The organism is Spiroplasma endosymbiont of Nebria brevicollis (genome assembly GCF_964030895.1).
In the GTDB taxonomy this organism is placed as follows: Bacteria; Bacillota_I; Bacilli_A; order Mycoplasmatales; family VBWQ01; genus Spiroplasma_E.
Map to the genome: position 1 here is coordinate 713,256 of NZ_OZ034986.1, position 15,374 is coordinate 728,629.

Here is a 15,374-nt window from a genome sequence, read left to right on the forward strand (position 1 = left end):
TAACATAATATTTTTTTTAAAACTTTTTTTTAATGATAAATTAACATTATAAATGTTAAAGTTAAAATAAAAACCTTGTCGTAATTAATTTTTAGGTTAATTGTAACAAGATTTTTTGATTAATTATTAAGTTTCGGTATCTGTTTTTTTAGTTGTTGTAGTTTTATCAACAGGATTTTTTTCTGCTTGCGCAATTAAAACTTTCATCCGATCTGCTACGTGCTCGACATCGTTTCCGATAACAATTTGCGTAGCATGGGTATTTAGTTTAATGATATTATAAGCTCCTGCTGTTTTAATACGTTGTTCATCAATTTTAGTATTGTCTAATAAATCCATACGTAAGCGCGTTGTACAATTTCCTAATTCACGAATGTTATCAATACCAATGGCACCAATAATTTCCGTTGCTAGTAAATCATATTTAGCATTACCTTTTAGTTTAGTATTTTCTAATTTTATTTTTACTTCATCATCATTACGACCAGGTGTCATAATATTGAATTTCTTAATTAATAACGTGAATGTTCCAAAGTAAGTACCAAAGGCAGCAATCGCTAATGGGAATACTCATAATGGATTAGCTAATCAAGTTGGTGCTCATGACACTTTAGCTGAATAAGATGCCATTTGTCAACTACGATAGAATGAAATAGCATAATCAATAAATCCAGCTGAGAAACCAAATCCTAGTTTAATTCCCATTGCGACAGTAATCCCTGAAATAATTCCAGTAAAAATAGCATGGACAATTCATAGCAGTGGCGCTGCAAAAATAAAGGCAAATGCTAACGGTTCATCAATTCCTGTTAAGAATGCCACAAAGGCAACTCCTGCTAGGAAAGCAAATGTTTCTTTACGTTTAATTTTTTTAGCACAGTATCACATGGCAGCAGCTGCACCTGGCAATCCTCCTAAGAACATTGGGAAAAATCCAGATTGTCAAATTCCAGAACCAACAATGCCTTGAGCAAAAGCGTTAATATCACCGTTAATCATTTGGTTAGGAGCACCATCATATCCAAATTGAGAGATATCTGCTAAACTCTTACCATTAATTGGTAATTGGAATCATAAGAATGTATTTAAAATATGGTGTAATCCAAATGGTTGTAAAATTCGATTAACAACACCATATAGAGTAGCAGCAGCAGGTGCTGCAGCTTTAGTGCCACCTATTCAAGTTCCCAAATCTGATAGACCAAATTGACATCATGGTCATATCACAGCAAATAAGAAAGCAACAGGAACCATTGCTAATCCTACTACCATTGGAACAAATCTTCTTCCCCCGAAGAAAGCAAGGTAATCTGGTAACATAATACCACTAAATTTGTTATAACAAATAGCAGATAAAATCCCCACAGTAATTCCACCAAATACTCCAGTATCTAGTTGATAAGCAACACTAGTTGTTCCTTTTGTTCCGTTATATGAGGTTTTCAAAATATATAATAATTTTGAAAATGGATCTGAATCAACTAAACCACCAGTAGCAGGGTCTGTTACTTTTCCAGTAGTTGTTAAAACATTATGGTACATTAATCAAGCAATTCCTTTATCTCCCAAAAAGACAGATAAGATTAAGAATGCTAGTGTCCCCACAAGGGCAGCTTCACCCCGATTATCTTTCGCCAAGCCAAAGGCCACACCAACAGCAAAGATTAGAGGTAAGTTATTAAACACAGCCGCTCCGGGGGCATTAATAACAAAACCAATTCAATAACCTGCAGAATATTGGGTAGCAATCGTTGGATCTAAGCCAATGGCACCTAAACGGTTTAATATAGCAGCAAATGGTAATACGGCAATTGGAAAAATTAACACTTTTCCTAAACGTTGTAATTGATTAAACATATTAGTTTCTTCCTTTCTAAACTATTTAATTAAAAAAAATGGTATTTTAGTATAAGAAACTAGTCCATACGGATTAATTCTATATTTTTACCATTTAGTTTACTTGCTGCATCTTTGTCTAGAACAAAAATACAATTTTTATGATTTTGTAAAGCAGAAGCAGTAACTTCAGAATTCACTGGTCCCTCAATCATTAGTCTTGTCATCTCGGCTTTTGATTTGCCAAAAGAAACCATGATAACTTCGTTCATTTTTTCTAAAATAGTTTTAACTCCTACTGTTAAAGCAGAAGTTGGAGTTGTTTCTAAGCTATCAAATTTCTTTTGTGCAACTAGGTTTCTTCTTGTTTCAGGTGTTAACTTTGCTTCATGTGTTCAAGAATCCAATGGTGTTCCTGGCTCGTTGTACGCCATGTGCCCATTAATACCTAATGAGATTAATTGTAATTCAATGTTCCCATTTTTAGTAATTTCATCTTCATACTTCCGTGAAGATAATTTAACATCAATAGCATTACCATCAGGAAAATGAATATTTCCTGGTTGTAAATTAAGTTCTTTAAATAAATATTCTTGCATATAATTAAAAAATAATTCACGATGATCTTTGGCGACACCGACAAATTCATCTAAGTTAAAAGTAATAACATTTTCTCATGAAACAGGATTTTTTAAATCAACAGATTGATTATTTAAAAAATTTGTTTCAGATTTAAAAGTACCTTTATTTAACTGAATTAGATATTTATACATTAATAACGGTGTAACACCAGTTGCAAAACCTAAAACAGTTTTTTTATTTGAACTATTGTTTTTTGCAATCTTAGCAGCAAAAGTAATAGCCAAGTATTCTGATGCTGATTGTTCGCTTTTAAAAACTAAAACTTTTTGCACATCTGTGCCTCCTTCAAAATGATTTCCCACTCATTTAAACTTTATCCCTTTGATATTCTAACATTAAAAAAATGAAAAATCATAATTTTTATCTGTTTTATAAACAATTTTGGAGAAAATATTAATAATGGGTTTTAAATCCAACAACAATGTCTTGAATATATAGCAAATTTGAAAAAAGACAAATGAGATGGTGACCTCTATGTTGGACAAAACTTAGTGTGAACTTGTCCTTTATATTTTAGACTGAGAGATTTATACCAACTTGTTGAGGATCTGGTGGATGTTGTAAATCCATTAAATTTACTTCATCTTTTTTAAAATGTTCTAAACCATCAACATTTATATATTCAGTACTAATCTTATAATAACATATAATACATAATCTATTTTGACTATCCATTTCATCAATATCATTTTTTTAATGTGTGCATATCTTTCTTTTGATGATCCAACAAGATTATCTTGTACAAATTTTCTATTTTCATCGGTTGCTTGATTAGCATTTTTAATAGCAAAAGCAATTTCCTTTCGTCATAATAAACAAGCATGGTCTCATGCTGAATTTTGTGATTTATCTGTCAAATCAATATCAGTTGGTCATTCACCAACTAAATATTTAGTTAATTCTTTCATATTATATAATGCTGCTATATGTAATAGTGAATATTTTTCATCATCAATCTTGAAATTATTGATAAATTCTTTTTTTAAAAAATTTACAATATCTGAGTCTAAATTTTCTATTTTTTGTAATTTAATTTGAAAATTGTTTAATAAATTTATTATCAGTTGTTCATTGTTAGCCCAATTATTACTAATTTCCATAATTTTTTCATAAAAGTATAATTCTTCCATTTCAACTATTTTTTTAGTTTCGAAAAATTGTTCTCATGTTTTTTTAGTTTCTTCACGTTTATTAACTAATGTTGAACAAGGAGCAGTAGTTTTACCAACATTATTTACATTAGCACCTGCACCTAATAACATTCTAACCATTTCTATACGATTATTTGTAGCAGCAGTTATGCAAGTATTTTGGTCATTTCAACCAACATAATTAACATCAGCACCTTTCTCAAATAAAAATTTAACTATTTCTAAATGACCATATCGAACAGTTAACGTTAAAACAGACTCCTTACTTTTAGAAACATAATTAGCATTAGCACCATTAGCTATTAATTCTTTTACTTCCTCTAAATTACCATTTTCAACAGCTAACATTAAAGCAGTATTATTATTCATATTTTTCTTCCTTTCAAAATGAAAACTATATTTAGTTTTGACATGTTTTTGGACTTTTAAATTTGCTCTAGTTGTTTATTCATATGTAGTAGGTTTATCAAGTTCTAATATTTCTTTTCTTTTTTATTCTACAAGCATACTTACAACTCAGGATCTTTTTAAAAAACAAAAAAACTCAATAGCAAACTCTAATAATTGCTATCAAGATTTTTGAATCACATATCTTACTTTTTAGTTAAATATTTATTTAACACTTAACTGTAAAATTATAACCTAAAAATTTAAAAATTAAACATTTATTTTGTTATATATTTATTAAAATAAATAATGAAAAGAAAATTATTTAGCTTTGTTGTTAGCACCACAAGCAACAATTTTAGTTCTCGAAACAGTTTGGACAGCATCAATCGCAGCTTGACCAAAAATCCTTGCATCAAATAATTTAGGATCTTTTTCAAAACTATCTTTTAAACTTTGAGCATAAGCAACTTTTAAATCAGTCCCCATATTAACTTTGCAAATGCCAGCATTAATAGCTAATGCTAACTGTTCATCATCAACACCTGAAGCACCATGTAGTACTAATGGGATTTCTGGCATTTTGCTAGCAATTTGTTTAATTAAATCAATTTGTAATAATGGTTTACCTTTGTATTCACCATGCTGAGTACCAACAGAAATGGCTAAGGCATTAATATTAGTTTTATTTCTAAATAGGACTGCTTCATCAATATTAGTATAAATATTTGTGTCACTATTCATGTCGTCTTCTTTACCACCGACATGCCCAATTTCTGATTCAACAGCAATTCCTAAAGGCGCTGCAAATTGCATAATTTCTTTGGTTTTTTCGATGTTCTCTTTTAAAGGGTATTTAGACCAATCGAGCATTACTGAACCAAAGTCACTACTGATTTTGGTTTTAATAAAGTGTGGATCAAAGCAATGGTCTAAGTGCAAGACTATCGGCACTGTGGCTGTATTAATGGCACTATTAGCAATGGCTAGTGTATAGTCTAAACCCATGAATTTAATGGCACTAGCAGTAGCCATAATAATTACTGGTGAATGTTCTTGTTCAGCAGCAAGGATAATACCTTTTAAAATTTCTAAATTATCAAAGTTAAAAGCAGGGACAGCGTATTTGTTGTCTTGGGCGTGCTTTAACATTTTTATGAAGTTACCTTTCAGTTGAATCACCTATTCTATGAGTTAATAATTTAATTATATACTGAAAAAACCTGAATTGTAAAATTTAATGGAGGGCATTGTTTGAATAAGTTTACTTTCTTGTCTTCAAATTTGTAAAAATGATTATTCAATCCTATTCCAATATTGTTTTTTAAAACAAAAGTAATTAATGATAAACTTATATTATGAAAATATATTAAGTATCATAATTGGCGACACTTTAAATTTAATTAAGTATCATTGGGATTTTTATATTAATTTTTTTATCAGTGTTTTTAACTAATAGTGCCCTTAATAGTAGAGAAAATGTTAATAGCGTTTTCACAAGTTTAAATCAAAGTAATATGTATAAATATACTATTAATGCATTTCGCGGTACGATTAGTGATAAAGGGTTCCAAACAATTGAAAATCATTTTTTCCCCACAACTAAGTTAACTAAAGACCAAAAAGATTTAATTTCTGATAATCAAACTATCACATCTCCTGATAGTAGTGCTAATGATGAAATTCAAAGATGAAATTATAATTTTCGTGCGTGATTAATTAATCAAGAACTAACTAATTAATTTGGTACAAATAATTACCAATTAGCAGGGCAATACTCAATAACTAATATTGCTACTATTAATAGCAGCAATTATCATATTCGGTTAGAAAATGGTTTTAATGATAAGAATTTAACATTTGTTAATAATACAGGTAATATTGAAAACAAATATAATCTAAAAACTTCTGATATGATTGTTTTAACACAAGGTCATATGCCAACAGCAGACAATGAAGTAGTAATAAGCAATCTTAAATCTAATGCTAATTATAGCCTTAATAGTATCGTAACTATTAATGGAAAAGATTATACTATTTCAAATTATATTTGAAATAGTATTTATAATACTGACTTTACAGTCTTTCTCAATAATTCCAATATGAATAAATTATGATTACCACAAACAAGCAATAACACCAACTCTCGCTATAGTTACTTTTTTGTTAATATGGATAGTAGTCAATACACAACATTTATGACAAGTTTAAATACTAATTTTACTCGTCCTTTAAATGTGATTAACTTTCAAGATTTATTTAAAAATAATATTAGTTTTCAACTAGCTAATGCTGAAACTTTAATTTTTAGTATTTTTGGTTTTGTGATATTTATTATTAGCGCTGTTATTATTACTATTTTTTTAAAAAAAGGAATTAAATTCGCAAAAATTTTCATTAGGTATTTTAATGAGTTTAGGAGTCAAAAGTCGAACCTTAGCCATTATTATGGCAGTTTCTTATGTTACCATTTTATTTTTACCTATTGTTTTAGGTTTTGGTGCTTCGTTTGGTTTACAATTTTATTTAACTACTACTATTAATAAAATTATGTTTATCCCTAATAGTTTTGTTATTATTAGCACTATTCCTTCAATTATTAGTTTATTTATTTTACCATTAATTTTAGGATTAACTTTAACAGCTGTGTTTTTAATGCTCATATCAAAACCACCATTAATATTAATCAACCACAATACCAACATGAAACCAATTAGTTTTAAAAAATCTAGAAGCACTAATATAAAATTTACTAAAAAGTTAATGAATTTAAGACTAACTTTAGCATTTGCTAAAAGTAATAGTTTCCGAATTACTAGTGCTGTGGCGATATTCTTTGTTAATATTTTTGTAGCTTTATTTTTACTAAATTTTGTTTATGTTTATAACTATTCTACTACTTATTCCAATGTAAATTATACTGAAAAAGGTAATCGCTTATTTAATGCTAATAATCCTAACATTAATCAATTATTAGATGTACTGCTAAAAGATGATAGTTATGACGACAGTAGCGGTGATAAAATATGACATTGAGTTTCCAACGAGCAATTTCAACTAGGAATTAATGTTGGAACATATCATGAGATAACTGACTTTAGTGTAATTATAACTGACTGATATAATAATTTTATTAGCCCTAATAACCTTAAAATTATTGCTAATAATCCCCTATTACTAGCACAAGTTAAAAAAGTAAGTGAATCACTTTATAATTTACTAATACAAGCGATTCCCTTTTGAAAAACATATGATACTTATCCATATTTAACATTTGGTTTTAAAATTTATAATCAAGCAACTAGTATCCAATATTCAACATTAAAAGGAAAATGAGAAACATCATTATCATTTGTTAATTCACAAGCTTATATTGTTTCCTATCAAACAAATGATTTTCCCCAATGAATTCAATACCAAGGTGAAAATGATAAACAATCATTAATTGAGTTTAATATTGAAAATGACAGTTATGTTAATGCTATTTTCCCTTTACAATTAGCAAAACAATTGCATCTTAAAATTGGTGATACTATAGTTAGTCGGATAACTAATAATGACGTTGATACTTTACCATGGTCACAAATTAGCTTTCGAGTATCAGGAATTAATAATTATAATTATTTTAATCAAAATGTGATTGTTAAACAATCATCAGTATTTAAATATTTAATTAAAAGTTATGAAGACTATGAAACAGGAATTAGTAAATCTAGTACTATTAAAATTACTAATTATGATAATTTTATTAATGATATGTTAGTTACAGATGCTACTCCGGAAATTTGTCGTAATGTTAGTTTTGTTAATGTTGATAATCAATACAATATTATTAATGACATTACGTTAAATGGTACTTTACTACGTTATGTGATTACTAATTATGGTGAACAAGGAGAAAGTGTGGCTATCATTAATAGTTTAGTTAATGTTTGTAAAGCATTAACTATTATTGTATTAATTATTGCTGTTGTTATTATTTTAGTATTAGTAAATTTAATGTTTCAAGAAAATAAGAAGGACATTATTAGTTTAAAAATTTTAGGTTATAGTAATAATCGAATTACCGCATTGATTATGCTGCCATATGTTATTAGTTTTATGAGTACTTTTACTTTTTCTGCAATAACAATTTATTTTCTGCTCCAAGTTACTTTACAATTATTATTTCAAATCGCTAGGATTTGATTATTATTTAGTTTTTCATCAATTTTGCTACTGATCTTTTTCTTTAGTGTGACGTTTTTAATGATTTTTTCATATGTTTTAGGTCATCATCATATTAATAATAGTCGTTTTAATGATGTTATTATGGAAAATTAATAGATGTGGCATTTGGTCAGAGCATGATAAATTATTTAAAAATGTTTCAAACATATTTAGGTAAGTAGAAAAATGAATTTATATGTTTCGTTTATAAAATTGGATTGCTATCATCATCATTCATATTTTAAGTTCCTATTTCAGCAAATGATATAATTAACAAATAAAACTATAACTAAGTAGGGAGTAAAAATCTTATGTCAGATGTTATGATTAGTGTTAAAAATTACAATATTAATTTTAAAAGATTTAAAATTCCAAAAGCTGATTTTATAGTTTACAAAGGTACTATCCATGCCTTAGTTGGCCAATCAGGAAGTGGTAAATCTGTTTTATTAAAATCAATTATTGGTGCTTTTCCTAGCACTTGCTATCAAGGAGAAATTACTGTTAATGGTCATATTGCTGGTAGTGCCAAATCTAAATTAGGAATGGGTTATGCTTTAAACCTAGAAAACTTTCCGCAAGGATTAAGTGCTTACAATTTTTTAAAGTATTTAGGTAAAACAACAGGAATTAATAGTGAGGATTTAGTAGTTAATTTAGAAAAATTATTAAAATCTTTTAATTTATGAGAACATCGGCATAAGAAATTAAATTCTTATTCTTCGGGAATGAAAAATCGAATTATGTTAATTCAAGCATTAGTTCATGATCCACAATTAATTATTTTAGATGAACCAGGAGCAAATTTAGATTCAGAATCGCGAAAGTATTTTACTAATGTGTTAAAACAATTAAAAGCGGAAGGGAAAACTATTTTTCTAACTACGCATATGATTAATGAGGTTAAAGATATTGTTGATAACTGTACCATTATTGATTTGGGAAACTTAATTTATAGTGGACCAGTCACTAAGTTTGATGTTGGTAAAATTTTTATTTTGAATACTAATAATAATAATGCTACTATTGAACTATTAAAAAATACAATTATCCATTTAAGTATTTAGAAGAAATTGATGAAATTTTAATTAGATTAGATAATAAAGAAAACATTGATAATCTTAATTTAATTATTGTAAAAAATCAGTTATCAATTTATGAATTATTTGAAAGAGAGTTGGATTTAAAATATTTAAAAGAATTCTTGTAAGAATAAATGAAACAGTTTTTTTCATTAAAAAATGATACTATCTCTTTATACGTAATATTTAATTAACAAAGTTAAACTTTACAAAAATATATTGATTAATAATTAAAATAAAAAATATTTAGAATGGATATTATAAAAATGCGTATTATTCCCTATGAATTATTAGCTTTTGCCCCTGACATGAGTTTAACGGCATTACGTAAAGAATTACCAATGTATGATTTTTGTTTAAATAAAAATTTAGCAAATATAGCAATGCAACCATTTTTAGATTTACAACGTAATTATTTTAATTTATTACTGTATAAATGAGTAACGGAAATGAATCAAAGAAACCACTATGTTAATTCATTATTTAATTGCTATGTTGCAAATAATAAGTTTCAATTATGCTCAACCCCTAATTTTTTAATTATTGAATGTTGTTTACAATGAGATTTAAAAGGATTTAGTCCCCATAATACTAAATTAACATGATATGAAATCATTAATAGTTTGTTAGTTATTAAATTAGAGAGTAAACTATATGAACAATTATGTTCATGATATACCCATACTTTTATGCGCCCTAATAAAAGTGGTTTATTAAAGCCACAAAAAATAAATATGAAAACTGTTTATGAGCAGTTTACTATTAGTGGTTTAAGTAATAATTAGCAATCTTTTTAAATAATTACAATTAAAAGTAACAGTTATAGAATCAGGAGTAGAAATTAAAGGTTAAGTTGAGAATTATGTGTAAATTTATTCTATAATAATTACGAATTTGTAAATTCTAAAACTAAAAATAAAATGCACTATACTTAATATATGGAATAATATTATTCTTAATAGTTGAAAGAAGGGTAAACAATGACATTTGATTTTGATGTAATTATCATTGGTGCAGGTGTAATTGGTGCTGCTATTAGTGATGAGTTAACTAAGAACAAATACAAAGTAGCAATTTTTGAAAAAAATCTGCGTGTTGCCCAAGAAACATCAGAAGGTAATTCAGGAATTATTCATGGTGGATTTGATCCAACACCAGGTAAACTCAATGCCACTTTAAATCTACAAGGACGTAAAATTTATGAAAAATCTTGATTTAAAGAACTCAATTTTCCGTGAGCGAAAGTTGACTCATTAGTATTGGCGTTTAGTAAAGAAGAAATGTTAGAAGTGGAAAAATTGTATAAAAGAGGGTTAACCAATGGGGTCAGCGAAAATGAATTAAAAGTTTTAACAAAAGAACAAGTTATGAAATGTGAACCTAACGTTAACCCCAATATTGTTGGAGCACTATTGTGTACAGCATCTTATGTTGTTGATCCTGTGTTGTTAACACAAAGTTTAATTAATCGTGCACTTAAACATAAAGCACAATTATTTTTAAACCATGAAGTAATTAGCATAGAATCATTAACATCAGGATTTAAAATTAGTTGTCGTACTACTAATAACAAAGAAATTAGTTTTACTTGTCAATATGTAATTAATGCTGCTGGTCACTATGCTGCTGAAATGGCTAATATGATTGGTTGTCATGACTTTACTTTAAAAACTAGAAGAGGTCAATATTGTATTCTTGAAAAAACAGAACGCAACATTATTAATAACCATGTCTTATTTATGGTACCTACCATTCATGGCAAAGGAGTAATTGTTGCTCCTATGACTGATGGTCATATTTTAGTAGGGCCAACTGCGATTGATAATGTTGCAAAAAATGAAACGCGAATCATTACTGTTGATGATATTAAATATATTGATAAGATTGGATTACGTTTAATTCCATCTTTAAACATGAATAAAACTTGCAAAGTAACTAGTGGTTCACGACCAATTTGTGTTAATACTGATGATTTTGTTATTGCTAGTGCTAGCAATAACAAAAACTTTATTAATGTGGCAGGGATTAAATCACCTGGTTTAAGTGCAGCACCTGCCATTGCCTTACTAGTTACGAAATTATTAAAATAACAAATTATTTTAAAAGGAGGTAATAACAATGTCAGAAATTGCACAAGTAATTGTTGGCGAATCATTTGGCACATTTATTCTAATTTTATTAGGAAATTGTGTGGTGGCTAACACATTATTAAAAAATTCGAAAGGAGAAAATAGCGGTTGAATTGTTATTTGTGTCGGATGAGGATTTGCTGTAGCGATTGCTGCGATGTTAAGTCAAATTTCAGGTGCTCATCTAAACCCAGCAGTAACGATTGGACTATGAGTTGCAGGGAAAAAGTTAGCATTTGTTGGTGGTAATTATGCTTATATTCCAATATATATTGTTACTCAAATCATTGGTGCTATATTAGGTCAAATTGTTGTTTATTTAGCATATTTCAAAGAATATAACAATACCGAAGATGTAAATCATATTTTAGCAACGTTTTCAACATCACCAGTTCATCGTAGTTACATTTGAAATACAGTAACTGAAATAATTGGTACATTTGTGCTAGTAATGATTGTTGGAGCAACGTTTTCAATTAAAAACTTAGTACCAACAGGTGGTGGTTTTGCTGGCGCTGCGACAGTGGGCATTGGAGTAATGGTAATTGGTCTAGCAATTGGTGGACCAACAGGTTTTGCGATTAATCCCGCCCGTGATTTAGGTCCAAGAATTGTTCATGCCATTTTACCAATGACACACAAAGGAGCAAGTGATTGAAAATATGCACCAGTACCTATTATAGGGCCATTACTTGGAGGAGCACTTGCTGGTGGTTTAATGCAATTAATAATGGTATTCTAATCAAAGAAAGGAAACAAATATCATGGTTAAAACAAAATATATTATGACTTTAGATGAGGGTACTTCTAGTTGTCGCACTTTAATTATTAATCAAAAGGGACAAATTATTGGTAGTCACCAAATTGAGATTCCCCAACACTATCCCCCACAATCAGGATGAGTAGAACATGACCCAATTGGGATTTGAAATAACCAATTAACAACTATGGTTCAAGCATTAAATAAAAGTGGTATTAGTCCAAACCAAATTGCAGCCATTGGTATTACTAACCAACGTGAAACTACTGTTGTCTGAAACTTAGAAACAGGTTTGCCTATTTACAATGCCATTGTTTGACAAGACCGTAGAACCGCTAATTATTGTGATGAATTAACTAAAAAGGGATGAAAAGATAAAATTCATCAAAAAACAGGACTACTAATTGATGCTTATTTTTCAGGAACCAAAATCAAATGAATTTTAGACAATGTAAAAGGGGGACGAGAACTTGCCAAAAATGGTAAGTTAGCATTCGGAACCATTGATAGTTGATTAATTTACAAAATGACAGTAGGTACACATAACAATCAAGTACAAGCTAAACATGTTATTGATATTACTAACGCCTCACGAACAATGTTATTTAATATTAATACTAAGCAATGGGATAAAGAGCTTTTAGAACTATTTGATATCCCTGAAATAATGTTACCTGAAGTTGTTCCTAGTTCTGGTGAAATTGGCAAAACTTATAAAGGGATGTTATCAAAAAATGATGACACTGAAATTATGATTGCTGCTGCGATTGGTGACCAACAAGCAGCATTGTTTGGACAACTATGTTTGAAAGCTGGTGAAGTTAAAAACACTTATGGGACAGGATGTTTCATTTTAATGAATATTGGTAATAAACCATTGTTGTCAAAACAAGGGTTGTTAACAACTGTTGCTTATCAACTAACAGGACAAAAACCAGTCTATGCTTTAGAAGGATCAGTATTTGTAGCAGGCGCTGCTGTTCAGTTTTTACGTGACCAATTACGGATATTGTATCGTTCTGATGAAAGTTTATGATATTCACAAATTGTTGATCCTAAAGATGAACAACGTGTTTATGTTGTGCCAGCATTTGTGGGTTTAGGGGCACCATATTGAGATTCAACAGCCCGTGGTGCTATATTTGGTTTAGAACGTGGAACCAAACGTGAACATATTGTTAAAGCAACTATTGAATCATTAGCATACCAATCACAAAACATGATTATGGCGATGCAAGAAGATATTAACCTTAATAAGGATTTAAAAAACTTAACCATTAAAATTAAAGTTGATGGAGGAGCAAGCAATAATCCATATATTATGCAATTTCAAAGTGATATTAGTCGCACGACTTTAATTAAACCGCAAAATACAGAAACAACAGCCATGGGTGCTGCTTATTTAGCGGGATTAGCTGTTGGGTTCTGAAAAAATATTGATGAGATTAAAAAAATTTATGTTGTTGAAAAAGAGTATAGTCCGGTTATGAAACCAGAAGATGCTAAGATTCTATATAAAGGGTGACAAGAAGCAGTTAAACGTACACGTGGTTGAACTACGGCAATTAAATAAATTAGTAAAGGTGAATCCCATACTAAAGTACCATCTACCAACAATATTATTATAATATTATAATCTATTGCTTTAACAAATTAAAAATGTATATTTACGGTTTTTAAAGATATTTATTAAACTATGTGTGCTAAATAAGAAAAATTAAAGTATAGGAGAATGTAAAATGTCACCAAAATTAAAATCTGAACAATTACAACTAGGGCAACAAGTAGAAATTAAACTAAATAAACAAGAACTTCTACCTTCGAAAGAAAAAAATGGTAATCCTAGATTTTTGGTAACTGGAGAAATAGAAAAAACTAAAGAAAAAGTTTTAATTCCAGCTTTTAATTTTTTGGAATTAAAAACAAGTTTGGGATTAGACAAAGATTTTAATGATGAAATTCTTTTACAATCACAAAATTATATTTTATGAGAAAGTAAAAAGACATCTTGAGCAGATATAATAAAAAGTGTTACTCCACGTTTACTTGATTTTAAAGAAGTTTATCTCTTGACTCAAAATGATGTATTAAGAAAGTATGATGATACTTTTATTAGTACCAATGTCACTTTAATACCACACAATAACTATAGTTAAAGTTCTAAAACTTATGATTTTAATGATGAAAAATTAAAAAATCTTAGAACAATATCAGGAGATTTATTGCAAACAAAAAAAGAGTTAATATTAGATGAAATTAATACAGTTACCATTATCCAACAAGCATCACAGTTGGGAGTTAGTCACCCTGAAGCAATGAACCCATTAACAATGAAAGTAAAAGCTAATAAGTTGAAAGAAGCAATTAATAACCTTAATAATACAGAAGAAATTATTAATATTTTTATATATTCTCAAAACAAAGAGGTTGGTGATGAAATTGATAAACTAATTTGACAAAAAGAATTATTAAATGAATTAAGAATTAAAACTGGGGTTGATTTAACTAAAAAAGATTTAGAACAATTTAAAATTTCATTATCTGAAATAGATGATGATCATGTCGTATTAAATCTTGAATATAAACAAGAAGATGGTAAAGTAGAAAATCTAGTTACTGATAAAATTAAATGTAAAACAAATAGTCAGTTGTTAGTAAATTTATTTGTAGGATATTATTCAATGCGTTATTTGAAAATTTTAAAAATAGGTAAATCAAATATAGATGAAGAAATACAAAACCAATTAGATAAAATAAAGGAATTAAAGAAAGAATTATTATCTTTAATTGCAAAAGAAGATAAAGAAATTAAGAAGCAAGATTCAGAAAAACAAGAAACGCTGGAAATATTCGAAAATAATAAACAAGAAAAATTAAATATTTTGCTTAAAAAAATTGAATTTGTTAACAATATTCAAAGAATAAATTATTTTCAAAAAAGACTATTAGCAGAAAATAAAGACTTTTTAATAAAGGCTGATAGTTTTGCTAAAATCCATGATTTAAAATTAAGTTTTCAGAATGTTGAAAATTATTTAGAACAAATCATTAAAACATCACCAAATAATAGTGGAAAAATTCAAGCAAGTGTCAATAAGATAATAGATAAGTTATTTAGTGAAAATTTTTCTGAACTTGTTGAAAAATATACCAATTATCTCTACCAAAATTTATAGAT

Annotated in this window: 14 protein-coding genes; 10 read left to right on the plus strand and 4 right to left on the minus strand. The window is 28.2% G+C overall.

Annotated features, from left to right (window positions below):
* Window positions 1-126 precede the first annotated feature (126 nt).
* From AAHM98_RS04155 to AAHM98_RS04170, 4 genes are all read right to left on the minus strand, one after another.
* Window positions 127-1,857: a PTS transporter subunit EIIC gene (locus tag AAHM98_RS04155; RefSeq protein WP_342277196.1), complete on the minus strand. Its 1,731-nt coding sequence runs from the start codon at window positions 1,855-1,857 to the stop codon at window positions 127-129.
* 59 nt (window positions 1,858-1,916) lie between these two features.
* Window positions 1,917-2,750: a glucosamine-6-phosphate deaminase gene (locus AAHM98_RS04160; protein WP_342277197.1), complete on the minus strand. Its 834-nt coding sequence runs from the start codon at window positions 2,748-2,750 to the stop codon at window positions 1,917-1,919.
* Window positions 2,751-3,092: 342 nt separating this feature from the next.
* Window positions 3,093-3,998 carry an ankyrin repeat domain-containing protein gene (locus AAHM98_RS04165; RefSeq protein ID WP_342277198.1) on the minus strand — a complete coding sequence of 302 codons (906 nt, stop codon included), beginning with the start codon at window positions 3,996-3,998 and terminating at the stop codon, window positions 3,093-3,095.
* Window positions 3,999-4,337: 339 nt separating this feature from the next.
* Complete coding sequence (locus tag AAHM98_RS04170) at window positions 4,338-5,168, minus strand: class II fructose-bisphosphate aldolase (RefSeq protein WP_342277199.1); 831 nt, start codon at window positions 5,166-5,168, stop codon at window positions 4,338-4,340.
* A gap of 290 nt (window positions 5,169-5,458) precedes the next feature.
* Here AAHM98_RS04170 and AAHM98_RS04175 point away from each other — a divergent pair, with 290 nt between their 5' ends.
* The 10 genes from AAHM98_RS04175 (at window position 5,459) to AAHM98_RS04220 (ending at window position 15,372) form a co-directional block, all read left to right on the plus strand.
* Entirely contained in the window at window positions 5,459-5,758 is a 300-nt protein-coding gene (locus tag AAHM98_RS04175; protein ID WP_342277200.1) for a hypothetical protein, read from the plus strand.
* A 171-nt stretch (window positions 5,759-5,929) separates the two neighbouring features.
* Window positions 5,930-6,559, plus strand: a complete 630-nt coding sequence (locus AAHM98_RS04180; protein ID WP_342277201.1) for a hypothetical protein — start codon at window positions 5,930-5,932, stop codon at window positions 6,557-6,559.
* The gene (locus AAHM98_RS04185) at window positions 6,465-8,339 is read left to right on the plus strand and encodes an FtsX-like permease family protein (protein WP_342277202.1); all 1,875 of its coding nucleotides are present in this window, start codon (window positions 6,465-6,467) and stop codon (window positions 8,337-8,339) included. The genes AAHM98_RS04180 and AAHM98_RS04185 overlap by 95 nt, the downstream gene beginning before the upstream one ends.
* 197 nt (window positions 8,340-8,536) lie before the next feature.
* Window positions 8,537-9,292, plus strand: a complete 756-nt coding sequence (locus AAHM98_RS04190; protein WP_342277203.1) for an ABC transporter ATP-binding protein — start codon at window positions 8,537-8,539, stop codon at window positions 9,290-9,292.
* Between the two features lie 266 nt (window positions 9,293-9,558).
* Entirely contained in the window at window positions 9,559-10,092 is a 534-nt protein-coding gene (locus tag AAHM98_RS04195; RefSeq protein WP_342277204.1) for a hypothetical protein, read from the plus strand.
* A 195-nt stretch (window positions 10,093-10,287) separates the two neighbouring features.
* Complete coding sequence (glpO, locus tag AAHM98_RS04200; RefSeq protein WP_342277205.1) at window positions 10,288-11,397, plus strand: type 2 glycerol-3-phosphate oxidase; 1,110 nt, start codon at window positions 10,288-10,290, stop codon at window positions 11,395-11,397.
* A gap of 28 nt (window positions 11,398-11,425) precedes the next feature.
* Window positions 11,426-12,178: an MIP/aquaporin family protein gene (locus tag AAHM98_RS04205; RefSeq protein ID WP_342277206.1), complete on the plus strand. Its 753-nt coding sequence runs from the start codon at window positions 11,426-11,428 to the stop codon at window positions 12,176-12,178.
* A 22-nt stretch (window positions 12,179-12,200) separates the two neighbouring features.
* Window positions 12,201-13,769, plus strand: a complete 1,569-nt coding sequence (glpK, locus tag AAHM98_RS04210) for a glycerol kinase GlpK (RefSeq protein ID WP_342277207.1) — start codon at window positions 12,201-12,203, stop codon at window positions 13,767-13,769.
* A gap of 166 nt (window positions 13,770-13,935) precedes the next feature.
* A complete protein-coding gene (locus AAHM98_RS04215; RefSeq protein WP_342277208.1) occupies window positions 13,936-14,352 on the plus strand; it encodes a hypothetical protein in 417 nt (138 codons plus the stop codon).
* 66 nt (window positions 14,353-14,418) lie between these two features.
* Entirely contained in the window at window positions 14,419-15,372 is a 954-nt protein-coding gene (locus AAHM98_RS04220) for a hypothetical protein (RefSeq protein ID WP_342277209.1), read from the plus strand.
* The last annotated feature ends 2 nt before the right edge of the window (window positions 15,373-15,374 follow it).